The following is a 26,466-nucleotide window of genomic DNA, read 5'->3' on the forward strand; positions in this document are numbered from 1 at the left end:
GATATATCATTCCAAAGGGGACCGCCATGGCTTTTCAATTGACCCTTACTCCTGTCACCACGAATGGTGGAGGAAGCCTCTCCTCCACCGAGGTAACGATCAACGAGAACATCTCCGAAGGGACCATAGTTGCTAGGGTCAATGGAGTTACGGCCGGAAAGACCGCCGCCGATTACAACATTGTCGTCGACAACGATGCAGAGGGCCGGTTCGAGGTCTGGTACGGCAGCGGCAGCCTGGACGGTGTGACCTTCAGCACCGGGTGGTGGCTCAGGATCAAGGCCGGCGGCGGCGGCGCGCAGCAGATCAATTATGAGGACGAGGCCTGGGGGAGCTTCGGCGCTGCCTATACGGATCTGACGTTCAAGTTCTATCCGGCCGCTGGCGGCACGCTGCAGCATCAGGGCGTTTTCGGCGTCGCGCTCAACGACGATACGGTCGAGACCATCTCGAACATCTCCATCGCGGCAACAGCGCAATCCGTTCAGTCGGAAGGCAACTCCGGAACGAAGGAATTCATCTTCACGGTCACCCGCGACAACGGTACAGACGCGGCGAGTGTCAACTGGTCGATGGCGGGCACCGGTGCCAATCCGGCCAATGCGACCGATTTCCTGAACGGCGTTTTCCCGAGCGGCCGCGTCGACTTCGCCGCCGGTGAGACCTCCAAGCAGATCAAGGTGATCGTCGCCGGCGATACGACAGTCGAGACGAACGAGACCTTCGTCGTGACGCTGGCGAACCCCACGAACGCCAACATCGTCACAACGACCGCCCAGGGCACGATTCAGAATGATGATGGAGCGGTCAACCAGCCGCCTCCGGCGCCGTCGGGCTCGTTCAGCGTGAACGAGCGCTCGGCGGCGAACACGGTGGTGGCGACGCTGGCGGCGACCGATGCCGACGGCCAGGCGGTGAGCTACACCTTCCAGGGCGGCGGCACGACCAGTGCCGACGGCCGCTTCAAGATCGTCGGCAACACGATCCAGGTGGCCAACGGTGCCATCGAGGTGACGGTGAACGACACCCAGAGCTACAATCTGGTGGCCTCCGACGGCTCGCTGACCGCGAGCGGCAGCGTGGCGATCACGGTCAACAACGTCAACCGGGCGCCGGATGCGCCGTCCGGCTCGTTCAACGTGAACGAGGGCACAGCGGTGAACACGGTCGTGACGACCCTGCCGCTGACCGATGCCGACGGCCAGACGGTGACGTACCAGTTCCTGACGGGCGGCACGGTCAGTCAGGACGGCCGCTTCAAGATCGTCGGCAATCAGATCCAGGTGAATCAGGTCACGACGGTGTCGTCGGACAGCACCGTGAACTACGGCGTTCGCGCGTCCGACGGCACGGCCAATGCGGACGGTAGCCTGACGATCACCATCAAGGATGTGCCGCCGTCGGGCCAGACGCTTGGTCTGACGCTGAACGGAGCTGACGACTTCCCGGCGACGGATTCGGGTGCGAGCGTGGCGGCCTTCGGCGGTCTGTCGATCACCGGAGACGGCACGCTCACCCTGAGGATCGCCTTCAACGAAGACCATGGCGTGCTCGAGAACGTCGGGACCGTGGTTCCCAGCTTCAGTGGCGGGCAGATCATCTACCTGTTCACGGGCACGAAGGAATCCCTGGAGCTTCTGCTCGACAATCTGAAGTTCAACCCGTTCAACCGGGCCACGGCGTCGGCCACTCCGGTGACGACGAACTTCGTCATTACCCTGGATGACGGCGATGCGGCCACGAACAATGCGGTGACCAACACCCAGATCGATGTCGTCACCGAGATCGTCGGCAACCATGCGCCGGTCGTGACCGTGTCCGACGGCGCCGATCTGACCAAGGTGGTCGATACCGGACCCGATTGCCATCCGCTGAAGGGGCTCGACTTCTCCGATATCGAGCACGATGTCCTCACGCTGACGGTGAAGTTCCTGAAGGACCATGGCGATCTGGTGATCCCAGACGGCATTAATTGGATCAAGGAGGATGTCACGGATACCTCCGGTGTCCACAATTGGGTCTACACCTTCACCGGCGAGGCGGCGGCGCTCGAGGTGATGATGGACGTGATCAAGTTCGACGCCGCGGCGATGCCCGATGCGGCGCCCGGCACGATCCGGACCACGAACTTCGAGATCGCGGTCAAGGACGACGCGCTCGGCCGCGATCCCGTACTCGAGCAGGTGCAGGTCAGGTCGCTGGCGGGCAAGGCGGCCTTCACCAGCTTCATCGCGCCGCGCGAGCTGGCGGCGGCCGGCACCAAGGTCGGCGACCTCACGGCGGCCGATGGCGACGGCAAGGCCTTTTCGTACCAGCTCGTGCTGGCGAACGGCACGGTGGCGGCCACGGACGGGCGCTTCAAGATCGGCGCCGACGGCAAGTCGATCGAGGTGGCCAACGGCGCCCTGTTCGATTTCGAGCAGGCCCGGAGCTACGGGCTGAAGCTCAAGGTCACGATCGCGGACGGCGACCAGGATGCGAGCAACAATCTGTGGTTCCTGCAGGACGTCACGATCCAGGTCCAGGACTGGGTCAGCGAGAGGGTCACGGGCACGGCCGGCAACGACCGGATCTACGCCAATGCCGGCAACGACATCCTGAGCGGCGGCAACGGTCATGACACCCTCATGGGCGGGGTCGGCACCGACCGGCTGTCCGGCGGCAACCACAACGATTGGCTCTATGGCGGTGCCGGCAACGACCTGCTCTATGGCGGCACGGGCTCGGGGCGTGACGTGTTCGTGTTCAACACCGCCCTGAACAGCAGTTCCAACAAGGACAGGATCCTGGATTGGGACTACCGCTATGACACGATCCGGCTGGAGAACGCGGTGTTCAAGGCGCTCAAGAAGACGGGGACGCTGAGCAGCAAGAGCTTCAAGCTCGGGGCGGCGGCGGGCGATGCCGACGACTTCATCGGCTACAACGGCACGACCGGCGATCTGTGGTACGACGCCAACGGCAGCAAGGCCGGCGGCCAGGTGGTGTTTGCCAATCTCGGCAGAGCCAAGAAGGTCTTCTACAGCGACTTCATCGTCATCTGAGCCCAGACTGAACTCCAAACCACCCCCGGCAGCAACACTGCCGGGGTTTTTCGCCTCATCGTTTCAGGATTATGAGCGCAGTCCACCTTACTCATCATGGCGATCGAGTGCCGGAAGACGCTCGGTAAGAGCGTCCCTGTCCTGATCAACCGTTCCTCTCTCGGCCGGAGTGGAAACGCTGTGGGACTCGCAACAGGCGGGCCGGCGCAAGACCGGCCATAACGGGGAGGGTGTCATCCCCGTCGGCCCGCAAGATTGGGAAGACGATTCACTCTCACGTGTTTCGCGATGGTTTCCCTTTTCGTCCGCTTCACTCCGGCCGGGAAAGATATCGCTTCAAACCATCAGCAAAACCGCTCCAGCCGGATGATCCGGCAGGGCTCTCCCGCTTGGGCGGCGGGCGCGTGAGGCGGCCTGACCAGGAGAGCATCGGAGCGTTCGAGGATGCTCAGCATCGACGAATCCTGGATCAGATGCGGCGTTGCGACGGGCAGCGGCATGCGCTCGGTGCGTTGGGTGAGGGAGGTTTCGAACTCTTCCCATGCGAGCGAGGCGCGCATGTAGTCCTGCCTTGGGCCGTTGGCGGGGAGATCCGCACCGAGGATGGCGGTCTCTGTCGGGTCGGCGTCGGGCTGCGCATCGCCAAGCAGCGCGCGAATAGCGGGGACGAGAAACAGGACGGCGCAAACGAGGGTCGAGACTGGATTGCCGGGCAGACCCAGCAGCAGCATGTCCCCAAGCTTGCCATGCATCAGCGGTTTGCCAGGGCGCAGGGCCACGCGCCAGAAGCCGAGTTCCATGCCCTGGAACTGCAGCGCCTTCTGCACGAGGTCATGCTCGCCGACCGATGCGCCGCCCAGTGTCACGAGAATGTCCGCACCTGCATCGCGCGCGGCCTGGATGCGCTCTTCCAAGGATTCGAGCGTATCGCGGGCGATGCCGAGATCGATGGCTTCGGCGCCGGCTTTCTCTGCCATCACGGCGGTAGCAGGAAGGCTCGAGGCTGTGATCTGATCCGGGCCCGCCAGTTCGCCTGCGCGCACCAGCTCATCCCCGGTTGCGAGAATAGCGACGCGAGGTTTCCTCCGCACGGGCAGCGTTCCGTGTCCCATGGCGGCGGCAAGTGCGATGTGGCGTGCATCGAGGCAAAGGCCTGCCTGGAGCAGCACATCGCCAGCCGCGAAATCGAGGCCGGCTTTGCGAATGTGCTGACCATGGCGCGGGCGCTCCTTGACGATCACGCGGTCCCCGGAAACCTCCGTGTCCTCCTGGATCACGATGGTGTCTGCGCCATCCGGCAAAGGCGCGCCGGTGAAGATGCGCACGGCCTGCTGCGATCCGACAGCGCCGGAGAAACGCTGTCCGGCCGCGCTCGTGCCTATCATCTGAAGACTTGTCGGCACGTGGTCCACATCGACGCTGCGCAGCGCATAGCCATCCATGGCGGAGGCCGGAAAGGGTGGCTGGTCGCGCAGCGCGCTCATGTCCTGGGCCAATGCGCGTCCCGCACACTCGCTCAGCGGCACATGCTCGATGGAGACCGGCCGTTCGACACTTGCCAGCACGCGGGACAGAGCATCTTCGACCGGGATCAAGCTCATGGTGCCTGGTATACTCCTGAGCGCCCGCCGCTCTTCATGCGAAGCCGCACATTTTCGATCCGCATGCCTTTGTCGGCGGCCTTCACCATGTCATAGATCGTCAGACACGCGACGGAGACCGCAGTGAGTGCTTCCATCTCTACGCCGGTCTGGCCCGACACTCTCACCTCCGCCGTCACGCGCACGCCGGGAACGTTGTCATCGAGGGCGCAGTCCACCTTCACCTTGGAAATCAACAGCGGATGGCAGAGTGGGATCAGCTCATGCGTGCGCTTGGAGGCCATGATGCCTGCCAACCGCGCGGTGCCGAGCACGTCGCCCTTCTTGGCGTCACCCTTGCGGATCAGCGCCAGGGTCTCGGGCTGCATCACCACGCATCCTTCGGCAATCGCGGTGCGGCTGGTGATGTCTTTCTCCGAGACATCGACCATGTTGGCCTCGCCGCTCGCGTCGAGATGCGTGAGCTTCGTCATGCCGCTTCGCCGAACAGAAGACGCCTGGTGGCCGCCGTCACATCCGCCTGACGCATCAGGCTTTCGCCCACGAGGAAGGCGCGGATGTCGACTTGCCGGAGACGCATGATGTCCTCAAGCGTGAAGATGCCGCTCTCTCCGACAATGATGCGGTCGGACGGGATGAGTGGCGCAAGCTCTTCGCTCACTGCGAGCGACACTTCGAAGGTGCGAAGATTGCGGTTGTTGATGCCGATCAGCTTCGTGCCAAGTGGGATCGCGCGTTCGAGTTCTGCGCGGTCATGCACCTCGACCAGCACATCCATGCCGAGTTCGTGCGCCGTGTCGATGAGCGCACGCGCTTCATCGTCGGAGACGCTCGCCATAATGACGAGAATGCAATCCGCGCCCCAGGCGCGGGCCTCGTAGACCTGATACGGCTCGAACAGGAAATCCTTGCGCAGCGCAGGCAATCCGGAGGCCTCGCGGGCCTGGTTCAGGTATTCGGGCCTGCCCTGAAACGAGGGCCCGTCCGTGAGCACTGAAAGACAGGTCGCCCCGCCTTCCGCGTAGGCTTTCGCGAGGCTCGGCGGGTCGAAATCGGCGCGGATCAGGCCTTTCGAAGGACTTGCCTTCTTCACCTCTGCGATCAGGGCCGGGCGGCCCTCAGTGAAATGACGCTCGATGGCTTTCGCAAAACCACGCGTGGGTGAGGCTTGAAGGGCGAGGCGCTTCATCTCTTCCAAAGGAACGGCCGCCTTCGCCGCCGCGATTTCCTGGCGCTTATAGGCTTCGATCTTGCTCAACACGTCGCTCATCGAAAAAGCCTCACGCGTTCGAGACTTTGACGAGGCGCTCCAACGTGCCCTTGGCCGCGCCACTGTCGAGCGCCTGCGAGGCGCGCTCGACACCATCGCGAAGGTTCGCCGCGGCATCCGCGATCACGAGGGAGGCGGCAGCGTTGAGGAGCGCCACATCGCGATAGGCATTGCGCGCACCATCGAGAACGGTGCGCAACGCCTTTGCATTGTGCTCAGGATCGCCGCCCTTCAGATCCTCGGGCCTTGCGGTCGGAAGACCCACCTCGTCGGGCGTCACGGTGAAGCGGCGGATCGCGCCGTCCTCGAGCGCCGCCACGAAGGTCGGGCCTGTGGTGGTCATCTCATCGAGACCATCCGAGCCGTGCACGGTCCATACCTTGCGGGAGCCGAGCTCCTTCAGAACCTGGGTCAGCGGATCGAGCCAGGCTTCTGAGAATACCCCTAAAAGCTGATACTTCGCGCTTGCAGGATTGGCGAGGGGGCCGAGCAGGTTGAAGATCGTGCGGGTGCCGAGCTCCACGCGCACCGGTGCGACGTGGCGCATGGCGGCGTGATGCGTCTGGGCGAACATGAAACAGAGACCCACTTCATTGAGGCAGCGCTCCAGGCCTTTCGGGTCGAGACCGAGCTTCACACCCAGAGCCGAGAGCACATCCGCCGTGCCGGATTTCGAGGAGGCCGCGCGGTTGCCGTGCTTGGCGACCGGGATGCCGCAGGACGCGACGATGATCGAGGCGAGAGTCGAGATGTTGTAGCTGCCGGAATGGTCGCCGCCCGTACCGACAATGTCGATGGCATTCTCAGGCGCCTTCACCGGCAGCATGCGCCCGCGCATGGCCGTTACCGCGCCGACGATTTCATCAAGCGCCTCGCCACGGACGCGCAAGGCCATCAGGAATGCACCGGCCTGGGCCGGTGTCACTTCGCCTGAGAGGAGGTCGTCAAATGCCCACCGCGCTTCGTCACGGGTCAGCGATGCGCCGGTAGCGACTTTAGCGAGATAGGATTTGAAGGATTCCATCGGGTCTATGCCTTGGGGTTAAGCGGCGCTTGCGCCGCCGGGGCGATGTTTAGCGTGCCAGACAGCCGCCAGATCGAAGAAATTCCGCATGATCGTCACCCCATGCTCCGACAGGATGCTCTCGGGGTGGAACTGCACGCCGTGGATCGGGAGCGAGCGATGCGACAGGCCCATCACGAGGCCGTCCGCGGTCTCAGCCGTCACGGCGAGGTCTGCCGGGCAGGTTTCCCGGTCCACGATCAGCGAGTGATAACGGGTCGCCTTGAAGGGGCCGTTGATGCCACGAAATACCGCCTGTCCGCTGTGCTCCACCTCGGACACCTTGCCGTGCATCGGCAGAGGGGCGCGGGAAACCGTGCCGCCGAAGACCTGGCCGATGGTCTGCAGGCCGAGGCACACGCCGAAGGTCGGGATCGTGGGCGAGGCGCGCTTCACGAGATCGAGGCAGATGCCGGCCTCGTTCGGCGTGCAGGGGCCCGGCGAGAGCACGATGGCGTCGGGCGAGGAGGCCAGCACCTCGTCCGTGGTGATGGCGTCGTTGCGCACCACCTCGACCGAGGTTGCGAGCGGGCCCAGCAGGTGCACCAGGTTCCAGGTGAAGCTGTCGTAATTGTCGATGACGAGAACGCGGGTCATAGCGCACCGACGTTCGCGTAATGAACGGGCTCGGTCAAGGGAAGCGTTGACGCCTTCATTGGCCGATCCTCGCCTGGCTTGCGAACCGCACGGCCTCTTCGGCCGCCCGGAACAGGGCCTTGGACTTGTTGATGCATTCCTGCTGCTCGGAGGCCGGATCGGAATCGTAGACGATGCCCGCGCCTGCTTGGACCGCCATGCGGGCGTCCTTCACTACGGCGGTGCGCAGCACGATGCAGGTATCCATCTCGCCATTGGCACCGAAATAGCCGATGCAGCCTGCGTAGGGCCCGCGCTTGTCCTTCTCCAGCTCGTCGATGATCTGCATGGCGCGCACCTTCGGCGCGCCGGAGACCGTGCCTGCCGGGAAGCCAGCGATCAGGGCATCGAGCGCATCGAAGGAGGGGTCGAGGCGACCTTCCACGTTCGAGACGATGTGCATCACCTGGCTGTAATATTCGAGGAAGAAGGAATCCGTGACCTGCACGGTGCCCATCTCGGCCACGCGACCCACATCGTTGCGGCCGAGATCGAGGAGCATCAGGTGTTCGGCGCGCTCTTTCTGGTCGGCGAGCAGACTTTCAGCATGCGCGCGGTCCTCGACCGCCGTCGCACCGCGCGGCCGCGTGCCGGCGATCGGGCGGATCGTGACCTTGCCGTCGCGCACCCGCACCAGGATCTCCGGCGAGGAGCAGACGATCTGGAAGTCCTCGAAATCGAGATAGCAGAGGAACGGGGCCGGATTGACCCGACGCAGCGAGCGGTAGAGCGCGAAGGCGGGCAGCGGGAAGGCTGACTCGAAGCGCTGGGAGAGCACCACCTGAAAGATGTCACCGGCGCGGATATATTCCTTTGCCTTCGCCACCATGCCCTCGAACTCCTCCGGCGTGGTGTTCGACACCGGTGGATCGAAATGGATGGACGTGAGATCGTTGCGATCCTCGATGGGCAACGGCTGTTCGAGCGCCTGTGTCACCTCATCGAGGCGCGAGAGCGCTGCCTCATAGGCTGCCTTCGCAGAGATGCCTGATTGCGGACGCACGGGGGTGATGAGCGAAATCTCGTCTTTCACCGCATCGAACACCACCATCATCGTCGGACGGATGAGAATGGCATCCGGCACTTTCAGCACGTCCGGGTTCGGTTCTGGCAATCGCTCCATCAGGCGCACCATGTCGTAGCCGAGATAGCCGAAAAGACCCGCCGCCATAGGGGGCAGATCGTCGGAGAGCGGCAGGGCGCTCTCCTTGATCAGCGCACGCAGGCTCTCGAGGGCAGGGCGCTCATCGGTGACGAAGTGCTTGTCGCGCGTGAGAGCATTGCGATCGATGGAAGCGACGCCGTCCTGGCATCGCCACATGAGATCCGGTTCGAGACCGATCATCGAGAAGCGGCCGCGCGTGGCGCCGCCCTCGACGGATTCCAGCAGAAAGGCCGAGCCTTTCCGGTGGTACCGCAGCTTGATGAAGGCTGCGACGGGGGTGAGAAGATCACCGACGAGAGTGGCGCGCAGGACACCTGCCTCGCCATCCTCATAGGCCTTCACGAAAGTCTCGAAATCGGGCGCAATGCTCATGGACTAGAATTCACCGCTGCCGACGGCCTGCTGCAGTGCCTGCTGGTTGATCGTGACGCCGAGATCCTGGCGGGCCTGCGCAATGTACTGGTTGATCAGATCGTCTCCCATGCCGTTGCGCAGCTGGTTCTCGATGTTCTGCGCCTGCTGCGTCGTGGTGGCGAGCGGCGGCACGGTGGCAGCCGTGACCTTGAATACGGCGCGGGTGTCGGCAGCATTCGCCGCATTGCCTGCCTTGCCCACGGGGATGGCGAAGATACGGTTCACGGCCTCTGCGGAGAGGTCATCCTTGGCGGAGCCGCGCGCGAGATCGGTCACGGTCTTGGCCTGCGCATTCACTTCCTGCGCCACCGCCTCGATGGCCTCGCCCTTCTCGAGACGCTCCGTCAGCTGGCGTGCCTTTTCCGAGAGGCGCTGAGCCACCTGATCCTCACGCCACTGCGTCGCCACCTGATCGCGCACCTCGTCGAGGGTTTTCTCGCGGGAGGGCTCGATCCCGGTCACGTCATACCAGACATAGCCGGAAGCGACCCGCAGGGCTTCGTTGTCGACGCCGATGTCGGAGGCAAAGGCCGCCTTGGACACGGCATCGCGCTCAGGAGCGTTCACAGGATTGCCTGCCTTATCGCGGCCCTGAGCGTCCATGGCCGGGATCTGGACCAGGGTGAGGCCCTTTTCCTTGGCGATATCGGCGAGCGGCTTCGCACCGGCGCGCAGATCCTCGATCTCATCGTGGATCTTCTCGATCTGACTCTGGGCGCGCTCGCGAGCGACCTCCTGGCGGATCTCTGCGGCCACCTCTTCAAAGGCGCGGACGGATTCCGGCTGGATCTGCGTGACGCGCAGGATCACCGGGCCGAACCGGCCCTGAATCGGTTCGCTCACGCCGCCCTGCGGGAGGCTGAAGGCGGCGTCGGCCACGGCGGGGTCGAGCATCTCGGCCTTCGTGAAGGTGCCGAGCTCCAGGCCCGAGGCGGAGACGCCGCGATCGGCGGCAACAGCTGCAAAATCGGCACCTTCCCTGATCCTGGTCGAAGCAGCCTGTGCATCCTCCATCGCGGTGAAAGGGATCTGCTGGATCGTCCGGCGTTCCGGCTGGCCGTATTTCGCCTTCTGTTGCTCGTAGCGCTGACGGGCGTCAGCGTCCGACACCGCGTCGGGCTTGGCGATGGCGGCCGCATCGAGCGCCATCACGTTCACGGCACGGTATTCGGGAGCCCGGTAGGTGCCCTTGCGCTCCTCATAGAAGCTCTGCAGCTGCTCGTTGGTTGGGGCGGGGATATCGCCCGCGACGGCCGGGGTCAGCATGAGATAGGCGGCGCCGCGGCGCTCGTTGGTGTAGCGGTGCAGGGCCTCCTTGGCGGCTGCCGGAACCGGGACGTCGCCGGCAATCGCCTCGGCGAGGTGGAGGCGGGTCATAGCGGCGCGCTGCTCCTGCACGAAGCCGGGCTCGGCGAGGCCTGCATTGCGCAGCGCCTGATCGAACAGGGCACGGTTGAACTGTCCGTCCGCCCCCTTGAAGGCGGGGTTCTCCATGATGGAGCGCGCGACGAGCTCGTCGGAGACGGAGAGCCCCAAGCGCTTGGCCTCCTCGCCCATCACGGCCTCGGTGACGAGGGTGTTGATCACCTGCTGGTCGACGCCGAGCATGCGGGCCTGCTCGGGGGTGATCACCGTGCGGAACTGACGGCCCAGCTGCTGAAGCTGGTTAGTGTAGGCATTGCGAACCTGGTTGATGGAGATGGAGGTGTCGCCAACCTCGGCCACCGTCGATTCCGGTCGCGTACGGAAGATGTCACCGATCCCCCAGATCGCGAAGCTGATGATCAACCCCACGAAAAACACGGTAGCGATGATTTTGCCGACCAGGGTCTGCCCAGCCTTGCGCATGTTCCGAAGCATCGTGAACCCGTTCTCAAAAAACTCGTTTAACAGGCCGATATCCCATCAAAGGCCCGGGGAAAAGGGCAAGTCCGGTTGAAAGAAGCCTTAAGGCTCTGCTAGTGCCAAGTTATCAAGCATGACAGGAGTCCTGGAATGAGCGTCGAATGGCCGCGCCCATTGGTGGCGGGGAACTGGAAAATGAACGGACTCAAGTCCTCGAACGAGGTCTTGAGCGAGATTCAGGTTGGCTATACCCCAGGCCTGAAGGCCAAAGTCGACCTCGTGGTCTGCCCGCCGGCAACCCTTGTGCACAGTTTTGCGGTCGCCTGCGTTGGTTCCCGAGTCGGTATCGGCGGCCAGGATTGCCATGCCAAGGAATCGGGCGCCTTCACCGGCGATCTTTCGGCAGAGATGCTGGCCGATGCCGGCGCAACCTATGTGATCGTCGGCCATTCCGAGCGCCGCCAGTACCACAAGGAAAAGGACGCCGATGTCTGCGTCAAGGCCGTCGCGGCTCATCGTGCTGGCCTGACGGCGATCGTCTGCGTGGGTGAGACCCGGGAGGAGCGTGAGGCCGGCAAGACGCTCGCTGTCGTTCGCAAGCAGCTGCGCGGCTCGATCCCGGTCGATTCCAACAGCCACAACCTTGTTGTCGCCTACGAGCCCGTCTGGGCCATCGGCACGGGCCTGACCCCAACGGCGGCAGACGTGGCCGAGGTGCATGCCGCCATCCGCGAAGAGCTCAAGCGCCTCGTCGGCAAGGCCGACCACGCCAAAGTCCGCATCCTCTATGGCGGCTCCGTGAAGCCTTCGAACGCCGCCGAGCTGATGTCCGTGGAGAACGTGAACGGTGCCCTCGTCGGCGGCGCTAGCCTGGTTGCCGCCGATTTCCTGGCGATTGCCGGGGCTTATCTGGGATAGCCCGAACCGTGCGCCCAACCCGTCATGGTCTCTCCTCGTCATGGCCGGGCTTGACCCGGCCATCCTCGTCTTCAAGCCGCTGCGTCTCTTAAGACGGGGGATCCCCGGGACGAGCCCGGGGATGACGAGGTGAAGGGGGTGTACGGGGAGGGCACTTCAACAATAAAAGCGCCCTTGCGGGTCTTTGATCCTGCGCCCACCTATGCTACAGGCCGCCGCAACGAACGGATTGCGAGCGGCTGACGCATTTCAAGCGCAGCCGCTTGAGGTTTTTGGAACGATGCAAACAGTTCTCATTATTGTCCACCTGATCATCGTGCTCGCCTTGATCGGCGTGGTTCTCCTGCAGCGCTCCGAGGGCGGCGGCATGGGTCTCGGCGGCGGCGGCGGCGGTGTGTCCGGCTTCATGACCGGTCGCGGCCAAGCCAACGCGCTCACCCGTGCCACGGCGATTCTCGCCGGCCTGTTCTTCGTGACGAGCATCGCACTGACCGTCATGGCGACGAGCGGGCGTGGTCCTCGTTCGATCCTTGACGGCGCTGCCCCGACGGCCCCGGCCGGCCAGCAGGCCCCTGCGGCTCCGCAGGGCAGCAACGTGCTCGAGCAGCTGCAACGCCTCCAGGGCGAGCAGCCGGCGGCTCCGGCAACTCCGGCTCCTGGCGCTCCGACGCCGGCGCCCGCAGCGCCTCAGCAGTAAGCCAAGCAGCAGGGCCGGAACTCCGGCCCTCTTCTTTTGTGGATGGTTTTGGAGTGGCACGATTCGCGATTGCGAATCGGCGCTCCTTATTGATGGATAGGGGTCCATGACGCGGTACGTATTTATCACCGGCGGCGTGGTGTCTTCGCTCGGCAAGGGTCTGGCTTCGGCGGCCCTGGGAGCGCTTCTCCAAGCTCGCGGCTACAAGGTCAGGCTTCGTAAGCTCGACCCATATCTCAACGTGGATCCGGGGACGATGAGCCCCTATCAGCACGGCGAGGTCTTCGTGACCGACGACGGTGCCGAGACGGATCTGGATCTGGGCCATTACGAGCGCTTCACCGGCGTTCCGGCCACCAAGGCCGACAACATCACCACAGGCCGGATCTATCTCGATATCATCACCAAGGAGCGCCGTGGCGATTATCTCGGCGCCACGATCCAGGTGATTCCGCATGTCACGAACGCCATCAAGGACTTCGTGCTCACCGGCAACGAGGGCTTTGACTTCGTGCTCGTTGAGATCGGCGGCACGGTCGGCGACATCGAGGGACTGCCGTTCTTCGAGGCGATCCGCCAGCTCGGCAACGACCTGCCGCGCGGCCAGGCGATCTATGTGCACCTGACGCTCCTGCCGTTCATTCCCTCAGCGGGCGAGCTGAAGACGAAGCCGACCCAGCACTCCGTCGCGGAGCTTCGCTCCATCGGCATTCAGCCCGACATCCTGCTCTGCCGCACGGACCGCGAGATCCCGAAGGACGAGCGCCGCAAGCTTGCTCTGTTCTGCAACGTGCGTGAGACCGCCGTGATCGAGGCGCGCGATGCCCGTTCGATCTACGACGTGCCCCTCGCGTATCATCAGGCAGGGCTCGATAGCGAAGTGCTGGCAGCCTTCGGTCTCAATGACGAAAAGGCTCCGGACCTGTCGCGCTGGACCAAGATTTCCGAGCGCGTGCACAACCCCGAAGGCGAGGTGAACATTGCCGTCGTCGGCAAGTACACGGGCCTCAAAGACGCCTACAAGTCGCTCATCGAATCGCTGCACCACGGCGGCATCGCCAACCAGGTGAAGGTGAACCTGCACTGGATCGAGAGCGAGGTCTTCGAGAACGAGGATCCGGCTCCGTTCCTTGAAGGCATCCACGGCATCATGGTGCCGGGCGGCTTCGGCCAGCGCGGTGCGGAAGGCAAGATCCGGGCGGCGCGGTTCGCCCGCGAACGCAAGGTGCCGTATTTCGGCATCTGCTTCGGCATGCAGATGGCCGTGATCGAGGCGGCCCGTTCACTTGCCGGCATTAAGGACGCGAACTCCACGGAGTTCGGCCCCACGCCGGAGCCGGTCGTCGGCATCCTCACCGAATGGCTGCGCGGCAACGAACTCGAGAAGCGCGTGGTGGGCGGCGACCTCGGCGGCACCATGCGCCTTGGCGCCTATCAGGCGAAGCTCACACCCGGCAGCAAGGTGGCCGAGATCTATGGCGGCACGGAAATTTCCGAGCGCCACCGCCACCGCTACGAGGTCAACATGTCCTATCGCCAGCAGCTGGAGGCCAAGGGCCTGCGCTTCTCCGGCGTGTCGCCCGACGGCGTTCTGCCTGAGATCGTGGAATACGAGGACCATCCCTGGTTCATCGGCGTCCAGTACCATCCGGAGCTGAAGTCGCGTCCTTTCGAGCCGCACCCGCTCTTCAAGAGCTTCATCCACGCGGCCGTGGAGCAGAGCCGGCTGGTCTAACGCTCGGACGGAAGATATCGACATGTTCGAGGCCATGGCTGAGCGCAACTCAGCCATGGCCTTTTTCTTCTAGATCCCGATGAAGTCGTGGTGGTAGAGGGTCGCCTTGTTGATGAGTGTGGCGATCTTCACGGCGCCGATCCGGCCCGTACCGTCGGCGTCGTAATAAAGGCTGCCGGTCCCCTTGTCGTAGATGATGCGGTCGTCCACATCCTTGGCGACCTTGCCCAGAACGAACGCGTTGCTCGACAGGGTGCCCTTCGGCATCGCCTCGAAGATCGTCCGCTTGAGCTGGAATGAGTCAGAGACCGAGGAAAAGTCGGTGATCGTGTCGGGGTAGAGCCTGTTCGGCGCCACGTCGAACAGGAACTTGTCACTGCCGCTGTTGCCGGTGAGCGTGTCCTTGCCGCTCCCGCCCGAAAGAGTGTCGTTTCCGCTGCCACCGATCAGCGTGTCATTGCCCAGACCGCCGCCCAGACGATCGTTGCCGCCACCACCGACGAACCTGTCGGCAGCGGAGCTTCCCACAGTCACCTCCGTAGCGCGGTCGTCCACGATGACGACGAACGTCTTGTCCACGCTCTGCCCATTCCCATCCGTGACACGAACCCTGATCTGATGGCTTTGCGCCTGTTCATAATCGAGCAACGAGGAATTTCTGATCACGACTTTATCGCCGCTGAGAGTAAAGCGCCCGCCGGCGTCGTCCAGCAGGACATAAGTGAATGTGCCCGGGCTCGTCGCAAGCGTGCCTATCTCGGCTCCTGAAGCGGCAAGTTCGGTTGTACTCCCAGCCAGGAAGTAGGTGCCGCTGCTGTCGGTGACGGTCTCGATGCCGTGCTGGAAGAGCAGGCCGCGCTCGCGAACGGTGAAAGCATCGGCGACGAGGACCACCCTGTCCGCCGTGCCGGCTGTTCCGTCCAGCAAGGATGCAATCGTCCTGTCGTTGACCGTGACATCCGTTCCGGCAGCGTCTGTCAGCGCGATGCCGACGTTCAGGAACGTCTTGTTGCTCAGGTCGAAGGCGTTGCCGGAGAGCTGGAGCACATTCGTTCCCTCGCGACCGTCGATGACGGCGAAATCCGCGAGCCGCGCCGCATTCGTGACGATCGTATCGTTACCCGCGGAACCGCGAATGACATCGAAGCCCGACAAGGCTGCCGGGACGGTGAGATCCAAGATTCCGGCTGCGCTCATGGCGATGGTGTCAACCCCACCATTGCTGGAAATCTTGTCTCCGGTGCTGAGTGTCGCAGGCGTAACGAAAAGTGTTTCGCTGAGGTCGGTGCCTGTGGCGGTATCGCTGCCGCTGCTCAGCGCCTCGTCAGGTGTCGGCGTGAAATGGCGCAGGAAAATATCCGTACTGGCGGTTGCCGGATTGTAAGAAGTGTAGGCGACCAGCCAGCTTCCGTCGGCCGAGGCGGTGACCTGAGGAGCGGTTTGATCACCTATCGTCGTTGTCGTTACGAGGATTTCGCCGCCGATCGAAGCCCCGTCCGCGGAATAACGCTGCTGGTAGATTCCGAAGCCTGATCCGTCCTGCTTCTCAGATTCCCACATGACGACCCAGCCGCCGTCAGCGAGCGCAGTGACGCTCGGATTCCGTTGATCACCAGCGATCGTTGCATTCACCATGGTCATCGTGCCGGCGGGATCGCCATCGCTCTCGAAGCGCTGGTGATAGATACCACGCCCCCACCCATCCTTATCGTTTAGGATCTCCCACGTGACGACCCATCCGCCATCGGCGAGTGCTGCCGCGCTGGGGACCAGTCCGAAAAAACTTGTACTGCTGGATGAGTAAATGGTGACTTCTCCCCCTACGGGATTGCCATTCGCGTCATACCGCTGCTGCCGGATATCGCCAGACTCCCACGCGACGACCCAGCCGCCATCCGCAAGGCTTGTCACACTGGGTGTCATCTGAGAATTGACAGCAAACGTATTGACCTGGCTCTCTACGCCAATCGGCACGCCGTCTTGAGCATAGCGCTGCTGGTAGATTTCCTGGCCGTTGGATCCGGGACCTTCCCAGGTGACGACCCAGCCCCCGCCCGACCCGTCGGGATTAAGTGGAAGCGTGGTAACGCTCGGGTTCAGTTGGTCGCTGGTCGTGGTGGTATTGATCAGCCGGTCCTGCGGGCTGTTCGAGCCGTCAAGGAATTGGGGTACGCCGTCCGAATTGAAGCGCTGCTGGTAGATCCCAAAGCCCGATCCGTCCTGATTGCGAGATTGCCATGTTGCGAGCCAGCCGCCATCGTCTAGCGCCGTCAGGACGGGGGCTTGCTGCGTGTCGATATTTGTAGTGTTGATCCTGGTCTGTCCACCAACCGGAGAACCTTGAGCACCGTAGCACTGTTGGTAGACATCGCCCGCGCTCACCCAGGCCACAACCCAGCCGCCATCGGCGAGCACTGTTATGCTGGGACTATCCTGTGGGTTTATCGTAACCGTGTTGACCAGCTTCTCGTCGCCGGCCGTAATAACGGAGATAGTCATAGGGATTCTCGCTTCTCAAAGGGAAACTGCGGCCATTCCGCGGGCCGGAAAGATAAAGACATGTTATATAGCTTCGTATATCGGGCGCAACTCTCTTCGCTGGAGCCTGTTCTATTCTCGGCGCCCTTGTCCCCGTACCCTTGAGACTCAGATAGAGGATTCATGACCCGCCGGATCGACCACCTCGTCATCGCCGTTCACGACCTCGACAAAGTCGCTGACTTCTATCGGCGTCTCGGTTTTCAGGTCGGCGCGCGCAACCGGCATTCCTGGGGTACGGAAAACAGGCTCGTGCAGTTTCCCGGCACGTTCCTTGAGCTGATCACGGTGGGCGAGGGGGCTCAGATCCCGCCGCACAAGCCAGGGCACTTCGGCTTCGGAGCCTTCGTTCAGGATTACCTGCGGCATCGCGAAGGTCTCGCAATGCTGGTCCTCGATAGCCGGGATGCCAAGAGGGATGCTGCTGCCTTCGCCCAGAATGGCATCGGCGCGTTCGAGCCGTTCCACTTTGAGCGCGGCGGCAAGAAGCCTGACGGCAGCGAAACCAAGGTGGCCTTCACGCTGGCCTTTGCAGCGGACCCGTCCGCACCGAAGGCAGGTTTCTTCGTGTGCCAGCAGCATTATCCAGAAAATTTCTGGAACCCGGCTTTTCAGGTTCATGATAATGGGGCCACGGGTTTGGCGACGGTCGCCCTCGCGGCACCGGAGCCGGATCGTTGCAAGAAGTTCCTGACGGACTTTACCGGCTCAATTCCAACGAGTCCGGCCTTGCATGATCTCTCGTTCCGGCTCGCCGATGCGCATCTCGATGTGATGACGCCGGACGATGCTGGTGAAACCTATATCTCGGTCGAAGCCGAGTTGGATCAGCCGTCCTTCGTCGCATTCGCTGTGCGTGTGGAAGACATTCACATACAGGCCAAGCGCCTCGATGCGGCGGAAGTTCCTTACCAGCACGTCGGCAGCCGGCTTGTCGTGCCGGCGAGTGCGGCCTTCGGTGTCGCGATAGCCTTCGAAGCAACGTGATGTTAACCATAACCCTGTAACGATCCTGTTAGTGAATCGTAGGGGCTTATCGTGACTTCAATTCTGGCGGGCTTGCTCGACTTCCTGATCTTCTTCGTCATCGCCGTTGCGCTCGTGGCGCTGTATCTCGGTACCTACACGGTGGCGACGATGCATAACGAGTTCGCCCTGATCAGAGAGAACGTGATCTCGGCCTCGACAGCCCTCGGCTTCAGCCTCGTCGGCTTTGCTCTTCCCCTCGGCAGCGCCATCGTGCATGCGCAGAGCATTCCGGACCTGCTCGTCTGGGGCCTTGTGGCGCTGGCGGTTCAGATCGTCGTGTACTGGCTCGTGCGCATCGTGATGCCGAATCTCTCCCAACGGATCGCTTCCGGCGAGATGGCCGCCGCCCTGTTCTTGGGCGCAGCCTCGCTGTCGGCCGGCATCATCAACGCGGCGTCGATGACGTTCTAAGAAGTCGCTGCCACGATTTTCGCGAGCTTGACGACATCGTCACGGATCGCTTGAGGAACCAGTCTTGGATCCTCAAGGTGAACGGCATATTGCATGGCAATACGCTCCAGGGCTCTGAGGTAGAGATCGTGAATCTCTTTCTCTCCCCATTCCAAGGCTTGGTATTCTCGCAGGCTCACGTCGATCACATGGGCCATTTGGTTTTGATTGAAACCAAGAGCTTTTCGCAGACCCAGAAGTTCTTCGATTTTGCTTTGTTCTGACATCGGAACCTCCCACGCGCTGCCCCGAGAGTAAAGAGGTCAGATCGGGACTGGCCGCAGATGTTTTTTCTTATTTTCCCTCTCATGTCATAGTATGGCATCGCCTAACCCTAAGTAAATTCGAATTTCATCGCAGAAGAACATTCTGAAGAGCTTGGTTAAAGTTTCGGCCCTGGTCATAGAGGCTGCCTCCGAAGCGTTCCGGCTTAACAACGGCCTTGCCTTGAAGGGGAAAAAGGAGGCATCTCGCCACTTTGCTTGCTGCGCCAGAACGGCTAGAGACGGTGCATGACCGATACGAAAATCACCCCCGCCGTCGTCGAGGCAGGCCCCGTCCGCTTCGGCAATCACCTGCCGCTCAGCATCATTGCAGGCCCATGCGCCATGGAGAGCCGCGATCACGCGCTCGAGATAGCCGCAGCCCTCAAGGAGATCACAGGCAGGCTCGGTCTCGGGCTCGTCTACAAGTCGTCCTTCGACAAGGCGAACCGGACCTCGATTTCGAGCGCCCGCGGCATCGGTCTCGACAAGGCGCTGGGCATCTTCGCCGAGGTGAAGGAAAAGTTCGGCCTTCCCGTCATCACCGACGTGCACGAGAACGACCAATGCGCTGCCGTCGGCGAGGTGGTCGACATCCTCCAGATCCCGGCCTTCCTGTGCCGCCAGACCGATCTTCTCGTCGCCGCCGCCAAGACGGGCCGGGTCGTGAATGTGAAGAAGGGCCAATTCCTGGCCCCCTGGGACATGGCCAATGTCGCCGCCAAGGTGAAGGCTGCCGGCAATTCGAACGTGATGCTCACCGAGCGCGGAGCCTCCTTTGGCTACAATACGCTCGTCTCCGACATGCGCAGCCTGCCGATCATGGCGGAAACCGGCGCGCCGGTGATCTTCGACGCCACGCATTCCGTGCAGCAGCCCGGCGGCAAGGGCACGACTTCGGGTGGCCAGCGGGAATATGTGCCGGTTCTGGCCCGTGCTGCGGTCGCCGTGGGTGTGGCGGGCATCTTCATCGAGACCCACCAGGACCCGGACACGGCTCCCTCCGACGGTCCCAACATGGTGCCGCTGAAGGAGCTGGACGGCCTGCTTGCCCAGCTGAAGGCCTTCGACGAGCTCGCCAAGGGCAGGGCGAAATAAGTCCGGCCCCGACAATCCCATGACATGGTCGTGGGGCAGCTGTGCATACCTACATCTCCCCCTGCGACAGGGCCGTGATATGGAGCGATAAGGCTCCATCTCGCGGCTTTCTTCGTTAGAGCGTCATGTCCTCCCGCAATCTCATCCTGATCCTCGCCGTCAGCGGCTTTGCCAGCACCTTCTCCGCCCGCGCGGTCGAGCCCATGGTCGGGGTGATTGCCCGGGACCTCAACTCCACGGCGCAGACCATCGCGTTGCTCTCGGCTGCCTTCGCGCTGCCTTACGCCTTCATCCAGCCGATCCTGGGACCCATCGGCGATGCGCTCGGCAAGGAGCGCGTGATGAAGGTGGCGCTCGCGCTGCTCCTCCTGGCGCTCGCCGGGTCCTTCTTCGCACCCAATGCCGAGACGCTTTTCGCCTTGCGCATCGTTGCAGGAGCCGCCGCTGGCGGAGCGGTGCCGCTCTCCATCGCACTCATCGGCGACCGTGTGGAAATGGCCCAGCGCCAGGTTGCGCTCAGCCGCTACCTCGTGGCCGTCATCATGGGTCAGCTGGCGGGTTCGTCGCTCGCGGGCCTTCTGGCGGAATGGATCGGCTGGCGCGGCGTGTTCGGCCTGTCCACGATCATGCTGGCCTGTGCGCTGGCCGCCACCGTCATCGGTTTCCGGGGAGCTTTGCCCGGCGGCAAGTTCGATCCCAGAACGGCGCTTCTGCGCTACCGGGGCATCCTGTCCAATCCCCGTGCGCTGTTCCTCTTCGGCTCCGTCTTCGTGGAGGCGACAGCAATCTTCAGTGTTTTCCCCTATATCGCGCCGTTGCTTGAGGAGCGTGGCGGAGGCGGGGCGACCCAGGCCGGGTTTGCCATCGGGGGCTTTGCCATCGGTGGTCTCGTCTATTCCACCCTTGTGACCTGGATGCTGAAGAATTTGGGACTCAGCCGCATCCTCATCGGCGGCGGCCTCCTTGCGGCTGCGGCCTTGGTCGCCTTGGGATTTGCCGGAGACTGGAAGCTCGATCTCATGGCCCTGCTGCTCATGGGCCTCGGCTTCTACATGCTCCACAACACCTTTCAGGCGCAGGTGACGGAGGTGGCGCCGGAAGCGCGCGCCTCAGCGGTCGCGCTCCACGCGTTCTCGTTCTTCTGCGGTCAGGCGCTCGGCGTGGTGCTGATGGGCTTCGGCCTGCGCCATGTCGGCCTCACGGCCTCGACCGCCATTGCCGCCCTCGTCATCTTGGGAGTCGGCCTGAACGCCTCGCTCGTCCTGAGGCGTCCGGCTCCTCAACGGGCCCGGTAGGGCGCAACGCCCTGATCGGGCAGCCAGAGGTTCTTCGGCAACTCGCCGGTCTGCCAGAACACGTCGATCGGAATGCCGCCGCGCGGATACCAGTAGCCGCCGATGCGCAGGTAGCGAGGCTCCAGCAGTTCGGCGAGGCGCTTGCCGATGGCCACCGTGCAATCCTCGTGGAACGCGCCGTGATTGCGGAAGCTGTGCATGTAGAGCTTCAGCGACTTCGACTCGACGAGCCACGGGCCCGGCACGTAGTCGATCACGAGGATCGCGAAATCGGGCTGGCCGGTCACCGGGCAGAGCGACGTGAATTCCGGCACCGTGAAGCGGGCGAGATAATCCGTGTCGGGATGCGGGTTCGGCACCCGGTCGAGCTGCGCTTCTTCCGGCGTCTGGGGCAGGGCGCTCGCCTGACCGAGCTGGAGATGGGGCTCCGTCGTCATATTTTCACCTTGGATCAAGACCTTCTAGATTGCTCTCGTCCTTGCCCGGTTCAGCATTTCGGTCAATAAGCCTTTTCATGACGTGAGGCCGCACCGGCCGCCCTTCAGCCCCAGGAGTCAGCTTAATGACCGCGATCATCGACGTTTTCGCCCGCCAGATCCTCGACAGCCGTGGCAATCCCACGGTCGAGGTGGATGTCACCCTCGAAGACGGTTCCATGGGCCGTGCGGCCGTTCCCTCCGGCGCGTCCACCGGCGCACACGAGGCGGTCGAGCTGCGCGACGGCGACAAGTCCAGGTATCTCGGCAAGGGCGTTCTGAAAGCCGTCGATGCCGTGAACAGCGAGATTCTCGAGGCCATCGGCGGCATGGACGCCGAGGAGCAGGTCGCCATCGACGAGACCATGATCGAGCTCGACGGCACCCCGAACAAGGCCCGCCTCGGCGCCAACGCGATCCTCGGCGTGTCGCTCGCCGTCGCGAAGGCGGCCGCCGAGGCTTCGACCCTGCCGCTCTACCGCTATGTAGGCGGCACGCAGGCCCGAATTCTGCCGGTTCCGATGATGAACATCATCAACGGCGGTGCGCACGCGGACAACCCCATCGACTTCCAGGAGTTCATGATCATGCCGGTCGGCGCGCCGACCCTGGCGGAAGCCGTGCGCATGGGCGCCGAGGTGTTCCACACCCTGAAGAAGGCCCTGAAGGATGCCGGCCACAACACGAACGTGGGCGACGAGGGCGGCTTCGCCCCGAACCTGCCTTCCGCCGAGGCAGCGCTCGACTTCATCATGAAATCCATCGAGCAAGCCGGCTACAAACCGGGCCAGGACATGGTGATCGGGCTCGACTGCGCCGCCACCGAGTTCTTCAAGGATGGCGCCTATCACTATGAAGGCACGGGCCAAAAACTCTCGCCGCAGCAGCAGGCCGAGTACTTAGGCAAGCTCGTGTCCGCTTATCCCATCGCCACCATCGAGGACGGCATGTCCGAGGACGATTGGGAGGGCTGGAAGGCCGTGACCGACCTCATCGGCTCCAAGTGCCAGCTCGTCGGCGACGATCTCTTCGTCACCAACGTGAATCGTCTCTCTGAAGGCATCAGGAAGGGCGTCGCCAACTCGCTCCTCGTGAAGGTGAACCAGATCGGCTCGCTCACCGAGACGCTCGCCGCCGTCGATATGGCCCACCGCGCCGGCTACACCGCCGTCATGTCCCACCGCTCGGGCGAGACGGAAGATTCCACGATTGCGGATCTCGCCGTCGCGACCAATTGCGGGCAGATCAAAACCGGCTCGCTCGCCCGTTCGGACCGGCTGGCCAAGTACAACCAGCTCATCCGCATTGAGGAGGAGCTCGGCTCCCAGGCCAGGTACGCTGGCCGCGCTGCACTGAAGGCCTTGGCGTAAGATAACTACATTTCAGTTAACGAAGGTGAGGCGCCGGGATCACCTTCGTTAACTCCTTGCAATATAAGCCGTTTCGGAGATCGAGGTCCCGAAGCGGCCTTTTCATTGCGATGCAATTCGACCGGAAATGCCTTCAGAGCGCTCTCGCAGGTTGCTCCAGTGCTCTGGACTTCCTCTGAGCAGCCGCAAAAGCTCTTGGCTTGTTCCAGAACGTGAAACGTTATATTAATAACGAACTCTTCTGAGGCTTTCCGGAACATGCCATGACCACCTACACCTACACCGTCAGCACCGCCGAGACCGCGACCCGGACCGTAGGAGCGAACGAGTCGCTGCTCGTCGCCCCAACCGGCAGCATCTCGGTCTCGCTAGCTACTGGGCATGCCATCGATGCCGCTGCCGGCGCTACCATCAACATCCTCGGCACGGTCGCTGCAGGCGGCGTACTCGGATCTGCACTCTGGTCCGCAGGATCGGCAAGTGTGAGCATCGGAGCCACGGGCACCGTCCTATCTAACAATATAGGCCTGTACCTTGAAAATGCCGGACCGAACTTCGTCGAGAATGACGGCACGATCTCCGGGGCCAACGCAGCGGTTAGAAGTTCCGCTTCACTGTACCTCATCAACAGAGGCACGATTCAGTCTGGAGACGGGACAGATTTTACAAGCGATGCGATCGGGGGCTCCTCCAGCGCCGACACGATCATCAACGAGGGCGTCATCCGCGGAGGGGAAATCTACCTTGGGGATGGGCGCGATATCTATTACGGCCGCAACGGCTTTGCTCAAAAGCTTATCTCACTCGGAAACGGCGACGACCGTGCCTATGGCGGCGCAGGATCGGAGCATTTCTACGGCGCAACCGGCGACGACCTTCTCGACGGCGGCGGCGGACAGGATAGGGCTCTGTTTACTGATTCTGCCGCTGGAACCCATACGATCGATCTGCGGATCTCGGGCCCGCAGGATACCGGCGAGGGCTTCGACACCCTCGTCAGCATCGAGAACGTCACGGTATTCAACGGCGACTATCAGCTGATCGGCAATGATGCCGGAAATGTCTTCGAAGGTGGTATCGGCAAAGACACCCTCATCGGCGGCAACGGCAACGACACCCTGTTCGGCTATCAAGGCGACGACATCTTCGATGGCGGCTCTGGCATCGACACCGTCACCTTTACGCCTCTCGTTTCTGGCTTCGGCCGCATTGTGATCAACGTAAGCGCGGTGGTGAACTTGGCGAGCCAAGCGGCCCAGGACACCGGCTACGGCAACGACACCTTCATCGGCATCGAGAACCTCATCGGCACTGCTCTGGCCGACACCTTCACCGGTGACGGCGCGGCCAACACCTTCTGGGGCAAGCTCGGCAACGACACCCTCGACGGCGCCAGCGGCAACGATGTGCTGGTGCAGGAGATGGCCGACGGCGACGACCGCCTCGTCGGCGGCGCCGGCTTCGATACGGTGAGCTTTGCCGGCTCGGCCGGCGCCGACATCAGCCTCGCCCGCACCGGTGCCCAGAGCAGCGCCTACGGCGCCGACATCTATCTCGGCATCGAGAACCTTTCCGGCGGCGCAGGGAACGACCGCTTCACCGGCAGCACGCTGGCGAACACGCTCAAGGGCAATGCCGGCAACGACACGCTCGACGGCGGCACCGGCAAGGACGTGCTGACGGGCGGGGCGGGCAACGACACCTTCGTGTTCAGGGACCGGCTCGGCAGCGCCAACGTCGACCAGATCACCGACTACAACAAGGCCTATGACAGCCTCCAGCTCGACAACCGCTACATGAGCAAGCTGGGTCCGGCGGGCCGCCTGAGCAGCGCGAAGTTCGTGCTGGGGACCAAGGCTCTCGATGCCGATGATCACCTGATCTACGACCGGGCCAAGGGCTGTCTCTACTACGACCCGGACGGCTCGGGCGCGGCCGCGAAGGTGCTGATCGCCCAGTTCACCAACAAGGCGGCTCTCACCTATTCCGAGTTCACCGTCATCTGATGAGACATAAGACGACGACGGATGAAGAAGGGGCCGCTTCGAGCGGCCCTTTTCTTTTTAAGAGACTCTCCGCCCGTCCTGGCCGTCCCCGGACTTGATCCGGGGATCAGTCCCGGCCATCCACGTCTTCAACCGGTGCATTACCCAAGACTTGGATCCTCGGGACAAGCCCGGGGATGACGAGGTGAGGGCTGGGGATGACGGGAGGCACAGCGCTCCTCTGTCATTCCGGTAGCATGAGCCGTCCTCCTCGTCATGGCGGACTTGTGCGGCCATCCCGAGCGGAACGGCGGCACGAGGGCGGAGCGACATGCTGGAACAACCTCGATGCCTTGTTCCTAACCCCTTCTTAACCATGCCGGGTGTAGATCTCACCCCATGGTGATCCGCAGGCGACTGAGACGATTTTTGATTCCGCTGATGCTCTACAGCATCTCGGCGGCTGTCGCCGCGTACTTCGTTCACCACGCCCATAGCGGTGCGCGCGGCATCGAGGCCCAGCAGCAATACGAAGCCGAAGTGGCCGAATTGAACAAGGAACTCGATACTCTCAAGACGGAGCGAACGAACTGGGAGCGCCGTATTGCGTTGTTGAGAAGTGACCAGATCGACCGCGATCTCCTGGAGGAGCGGGCGCGAGTCATGCTGGGCCGCGTACATCGTAACGATCTCGTCATCATCACAGGCCCTTAACCAAGTTAGCCCCAAAGAACTGCTTAACTGAATTCTTGTTAATCGACTATTCTGCTGATATTACAGTACGTTGCACGATTTATTGTGCAGCGCAAAACATCATTTGGGCCTCTCGCTTTCCGGTATCGACTGCGCTAGAACTTTCGTCGAGGAAACCCTTCGGAGGAACCGATGGCTGTTGCTGCCCGCAAGGCGGGCCGTGCCGGTGCAGGCGCGGCTAACAAGTCCACTTCCAGCAAAGGCTCTGCGCGCGGAGCTGCTCCCAATACCCCCCAATTCGACAAGAACCAGGATCTCGCAGCCTACAATGACATGCTGCTGATCCGTCGCTTCGAGGAGAAGTCCGGCCAGATGTACGGCATGGGCCTCATCGGCGGCTTCTGCCACCTCTATATCGGCCAGGAGGCCGTCGTCGTCGGCATGCAGATGGCCACCAAAGAGGGCGACCAGGTGATCACCGGCTATCGTGATCACGGCCACATGCTGGCCTGCGGCATGGATGCGAAGGGCGTCATGGCCGAATTGACCGGACGCCGCGGTGGCCTGTCGAAAGGCAAGGGCGGCTCCATGCACATGTTCTCCAAGGAGAAGCACTTCTATGGCGGCCACGGCATCGTCGGCGCGCAGGTGTCGCTCGGCACCGGCATCGCGTTCGCGAACCATTACCGCGAGAACGGCAATGTCAGCCTGACCTATTTCGGCGACGGCGCTGCCAACCAGGGCCAGGTCTATGAGAGCTTCAACATGGCGCAGCTCTGGAAGCTGCCTGTCGTCTACGTGATCGAGAACAACCGCTACGCCATGGGCACGGCGGTGAGCCGCGCCTCGGCGCAGACCGATTTCTCGAAGCGCGGCGTGTC

22 protein-coding genes are annotated in these 26,466 nt (G+C 62.9%); 12 read left to right on the forward strand and 10 right to left on the reverse strand.

The window, feature by feature from the left end; all coding sequences use genetic code 11:
- Positions 1 to 26: 26 nt before the first annotated feature.
- Positions 27 to 3,044 (forward strand): Calx-beta domain-containing protein, encoded by a 3,018-nt coding sequence (locus AA309_RS35710; protein WP_052954417.1) that lies wholly within the window; start codon positions 27 to 29, stop codon positions 3,042 to 3,044.
- Between the two features lie 344 nt (positions 3,045 to 3,388).
- On the opposite strand, the gene AA309_RS01535 is transcribed toward AA309_RS35710, so the two are convergent.
- The 7 genes from AA309_RS01535 to AA309_RS01565 are packed head-to-tail and all read right to left on the reverse strand — an operon-like array spanning position 3,389 to position 11,041.
- Positions 3,389 to 4,645, reverse strand: coding sequence for a molybdopterin molybdotransferase MoeA (locus AA309_RS01535; protein ID WP_047187212.1), 1,257 nt, complete (start codon positions 4,643 to 4,645; stop codon positions 3,389 to 3,391).
- The gene (gene moaC, locus AA309_RS01540) at positions 4,642 to 5,118 is read right to left on the reverse strand and encodes a cyclic pyranopterin monophosphate synthase MoaC (RefSeq protein WP_047187213.1); all 477 of its coding nucleotides are present in this window, start codon (positions 5,116 to 5,118) and stop codon (positions 4,642 to 4,644) included. Before moaC ends, AA309_RS01535 begins: the two co-directional genes overlap by 4 nt.
- A complete protein-coding gene (trpC, locus tag AA309_RS01545; RefSeq protein WP_047187214.1) occupies positions 5,115 to 5,915 on the reverse strand; it encodes an indole-3-glycerol phosphate synthase TrpC in 801 nt (266 codons plus the stop codon). Before trpC ends, moaC begins: the two co-directional genes overlap by 4 nt.
- Positions 5,916 to 5,925: 10 nt before the next feature.
- Positions 5,926 to 6,939, reverse strand: coding sequence for an anthranilate phosphoribosyltransferase (trpD, locus tag AA309_RS01550; RefSeq protein ID WP_047187215.1), 1,014 nt, complete (start codon positions 6,937 to 6,939; stop codon positions 5,926 to 5,928).
- An 18-nt stretch (positions 6,940 to 6,957) separates the two neighbouring features.
- The gene (locus tag AA309_RS01555) at positions 6,958 to 7,575 is read right to left on the reverse strand and encodes an anthranilate synthase component II (RefSeq protein ID WP_047187216.1); all 618 of its coding nucleotides are present in this window, start codon (positions 7,573 to 7,575) and stop codon (positions 6,958 to 6,960) included.
- A 55-nt stretch (positions 7,576 to 7,630) separates the two neighbouring features.
- Positions 7,631 to 9,151 (reverse strand): anthranilate synthase component I, encoded by a 1,521-nt coding sequence (gene trpE / locus AA309_RS01560; RefSeq protein WP_047187217.1) that lies wholly within the window; start codon positions 9,149 to 9,151, stop codon positions 7,631 to 7,633.
- A gap of 3 nt (positions 9,152 to 9,154) precedes the next feature.
- Complete coding sequence (locus AA309_RS01565) at positions 9,155 to 11,041, reverse strand: SurA N-terminal domain-containing protein (protein WP_244470215.1); 1,887 nt, start codon at positions 11,039 to 11,041, stop codon at positions 9,155 to 9,157.
- A 147-nt stretch (positions 11,042 to 11,188) separates the two neighbouring features.
- Here AA309_RS01565 and tpiA point away from each other — a divergent pair, with 147 nt between their 5' ends.
- The 3 genes from tpiA (at position 11,189) to AA309_RS01580 (ending at position 14,388) form a co-directional block, all read left to right on the forward strand.
- Entirely contained in the window at positions 11,189 to 11,956 is a 768-nt protein-coding gene (gene tpiA / locus AA309_RS01570; RefSeq protein WP_047187219.1) for a triose-phosphate isomerase, read from the forward strand.
- A gap of 280 nt (positions 11,957 to 12,236) precedes the next feature.
- Positions 12,237 to 12,653: a preprotein translocase subunit SecG gene (secG, locus tag AA309_RS01575; RefSeq protein WP_047187220.1), complete on the forward strand. Its 417-nt coding sequence runs from the start codon at positions 12,237 to 12,239 to the stop codon at positions 12,651 to 12,653.
- A gap of 106 nt (positions 12,654 to 12,759) precedes the next feature.
- A complete protein-coding gene (locus AA309_RS01580; protein ID WP_047187221.1) occupies positions 12,760 to 14,388 on the forward strand; it encodes a CTP synthase in 1,629 nt (542 codons plus the stop codon).
- A gap of 69 nt (positions 14,389 to 14,457) precedes the next feature.
- Here AA309_RS01580 and AA309_RS37140 read toward each other — a convergent pair whose 3' ends face one another.
- Positions 14,458 to 16,887: a calcium-binding protein gene (locus AA309_RS37140; protein ID WP_150117351.1), complete on the reverse strand. Its 2,430-nt coding sequence runs from the start codon at positions 16,885 to 16,887 to the stop codon at positions 14,458 to 14,460.
- 162 nt (positions 16,888 to 17,049) lie between these two features.
- Here AA309_RS37140 and AA309_RS01590 point away from each other — a divergent pair, with 162 nt between their 5' ends.
- The gene (locus AA309_RS01590; RefSeq protein WP_047187222.1) at positions 17,050 to 17,913 is read left to right on the forward strand and encodes a VOC family protein; all 864 of its coding nucleotides are present in this window, start codon (positions 17,050 to 17,052) and stop codon (positions 17,911 to 17,913) included.
- 51 nt (positions 17,914 to 17,964) lie between these two features.
- The gene (locus AA309_RS01595; RefSeq protein ID WP_047187223.1) at positions 17,965 to 18,366 is read left to right on the forward strand and encodes a DUF350 domain-containing protein; all 402 of its coding nucleotides are present in this window, start codon (positions 17,965 to 17,967) and stop codon (positions 18,364 to 18,366) included.
- On the opposite strand, the gene AA309_RS01600 is transcribed toward AA309_RS01595, so the two are convergent.
- Positions 18,363 to 18,632, reverse strand: a complete 270-nt coding sequence (locus tag AA309_RS01600; RefSeq protein WP_047187224.1) for a hypothetical protein — start codon at positions 18,630 to 18,632, stop codon at positions 18,363 to 18,365. The two genes, AA309_RS01595 and AA309_RS01600, sit on opposite strands and share 4 nt — an antisense overlap.
- Before the next feature lie 285 nt (positions 18,633 to 18,917).
- Between AA309_RS01600 and kdsA the strand changes: the two genes are divergently transcribed.
- Entirely contained in the window at positions 18,918 to 19,766 is an 849-nt protein-coding gene (kdsA, locus tag AA309_RS01605) for a 3-deoxy-8-phosphooctulonate synthase (RefSeq protein WP_047187225.1), read from the forward strand.
- A 125-nt stretch (positions 19,767 to 19,891) separates the two neighbouring features.
- Positions 19,892 to 21,061: an MFS transporter gene (locus tag AA309_RS01610; RefSeq protein ID WP_047187226.1), complete on the forward strand. Its 1,170-nt coding sequence runs from the start codon at positions 19,892 to 19,894 to the stop codon at positions 21,059 to 21,061.
- Here the strand turns inward: AA309_RS01610 and queF are convergent.
- Complete coding sequence (gene queF / locus AA309_RS01615) at positions 21,046 to 21,498, reverse strand: preQ(1) synthase (protein WP_047187227.1); 453 nt, start codon at positions 21,496 to 21,498, stop codon at positions 21,046 to 21,048. The genes AA309_RS01610 and queF overlap by 16 nt on opposite strands.
- 125 nt (positions 21,499 to 21,623) lie before the next feature.
- Here queF and eno point away from each other — a divergent pair, with 125 nt between their 5' ends.
- From eno to AA309_RS01635, 4 genes are all read left to right on the forward strand, one after another.
- Entirely contained in the window at positions 21,624 to 22,907 is a 1,284-nt protein-coding gene (gene eno, locus AA309_RS01620; RefSeq protein WP_047187228.1) for a phosphopyruvate hydratase, read from the forward strand.
- Between the two features lie 263 nt (positions 22,908 to 23,170).
- Positions 23,171 to 24,913, forward strand: coding sequence for a calcium-binding protein (locus tag AA309_RS33985; RefSeq protein WP_047187229.1), 1,743 nt, complete (start codon positions 23,171 to 23,173; stop codon positions 24,911 to 24,913).
- Positions 24,914 to 25,291: 378 nt separating this feature from the next.
- Positions 25,292 to 25,606 carry an FtsB family cell division protein gene (locus tag AA309_RS01630; protein WP_047187230.1) on the forward strand — a complete coding sequence of 105 codons (315 nt, stop codon included), beginning with the start codon at positions 25,292 to 25,294 and terminating at the stop codon, positions 25,604 to 25,606.
- 171 nt (positions 25,607 to 25,777) lie between these two features.
- Positions 25,778 to 26,466, forward strand: a 689-nt coding sequence (locus tag AA309_RS01635; RefSeq protein ID WP_047187231.1) for a thiamine pyrophosphate-dependent enzyme, incomplete at its 3' end; no start/stop codon positions are given.

It is taken from the genome of Microvirga vignae (genome assembly GCF_001017175.1).
In the GTDB taxonomy this organism is placed as follows: Bacteria; Pseudomonadota; Alphaproteobacteria; order Rhizobiales; family Beijerinckiaceae; genus Microvirga; species Microvirga vignae.

What these genes read in the sequence shown, in the direction of transcription:
- moaC (WP_047187213.1), bottom strand. Translation starts at nt 5,118, where the DNA reads ATGACGAAGCTCACGCATCTCGACGCGAGCGGCGAGGCCAACATGGTC.
- AA309_RS37140 (WP_150117351.1), bottom strand. Translation starts at nt 16,887, where the DNA reads ATGACTATCTCCGTTATTACGGCCGGCGACGAGAAGCTGGTCAACACG.
- AA309_RS01580 (WP_047187221.1), top strand. Translation starts at nt 12,760, where the DNA reads ATGACGCGGTACGTATTTATCACCGGCGGCGTGGTGTCTTCGCTCGGC.
- tpiA (WP_047187219.1), top strand. Translation starts at nt 11,189, where the DNA reads ATGAGCGTCGAATGGCCGCGCCCATTGGTGGCGGGGAACTGGAAAATG.
- AA309_RS01565 (WP_244470215.1), bottom strand. Translation starts at nt 11,041, where the DNA reads ATGCGCAAGGCTGGGCAGACCCTGGTCGGCAAAATCATCGCTACCGTG.
- AA309_RS01610 (WP_047187226.1), top strand. Translation starts at nt 19,892, where the DNA reads ATGTCCTCCCGCAATCTCATCCTGATCCTCGCCGTCAGCGGCTTTGCC.
- trpD (WP_047187215.1), bottom strand. Translation starts at nt 6,939, where the DNA reads ATGGAATCCTTCAAATCCTATCTCGCTAAAGTCGCTACCGGCGCATCG.
- eno (WP_047187228.1), top strand. Translation starts at nt 21,624, where the DNA reads ATGACCGCGATCATCGACGTTTTCGCCCGCCAGATCCTCGACAGCCGT.
- trpE (WP_047187217.1), bottom strand. Translation starts at nt 9,151, where the DNA reads ATGAGCATTGCGCCCGATTTCGAGACTTTCGTGAAGGCCTATGAGGAT.
- kdsA (WP_047187225.1), top strand. Translation starts at nt 18,918, where the DNA reads ATGACCGATACGAAAATCACCCCCGCCGTCGTCGAGGCAGGCCCCGTC.
- AA309_RS01630 (WP_047187230.1), top strand. Translation starts at nt 25,292, where the DNA reads ATGGTGATCCGCAGGCGACTGAGACGATTTTTGATTCCGCTGATGCTC.
- secG (WP_047187220.1), top strand. Translation starts at nt 12,237, where the DNA reads ATGCAAACAGTTCTCATTATTGTCCACCTGATCATCGTGCTCGCCTTG.
- AA309_RS01600 (WP_047187224.1), bottom strand. Translation starts at nt 18,632, where the DNA reads ATGTCAGAACAAAGCAAAATCGAAGAACTTCTGGGTCTGCGAAAAGCT.
- AA309_RS35710 (WP_052954417.1), top strand. Translation starts at nt 27, where the DNA reads ATGGCTTTTCAATTGACCCTTACTCCTGTCACCACGAATGGTGGAGGA.
- AA309_RS01535 (WP_047187212.1), bottom strand. Translation starts at nt 4,645, where the DNA reads ATGAGCTTGATCCCGGTCGAAGATGCTCTGTCCCGCGTGCTGGCAAGT.
- AA309_RS01590 (WP_047187222.1), top strand. Translation starts at nt 17,050, where the DNA reads ATGACCCGCCGGATCGACCACCTCGTCATCGCCGTTCACGACCTCGAC.
- AA309_RS33985 (WP_047187229.1), top strand. Translation starts at nt 23,171, where the DNA reads ATGACCACCTACACCTACACCGTCAGCACCGCCGAGACCGCGACCCGG.
- trpC (WP_047187214.1), bottom strand. Translation starts at nt 5,915, where the DNA reads ATGAGCGACGTGTTGAGCAAGATCGAAGCCTATAAGCGCCAGGAAATC.
- queF (WP_047187227.1), bottom strand. Translation starts at nt 21,498, where the DNA reads ATGACGACGGAGCCCCATCTCCAGCTCGGTCAGGCGAGCGCCCTGCCC.
- AA309_RS01555 (WP_047187216.1), bottom strand. Translation starts at nt 7,575, where the DNA reads ATGACCCGCGTTCTCGTCATCGACAATTACGACAGCTTCACCTGGAAC.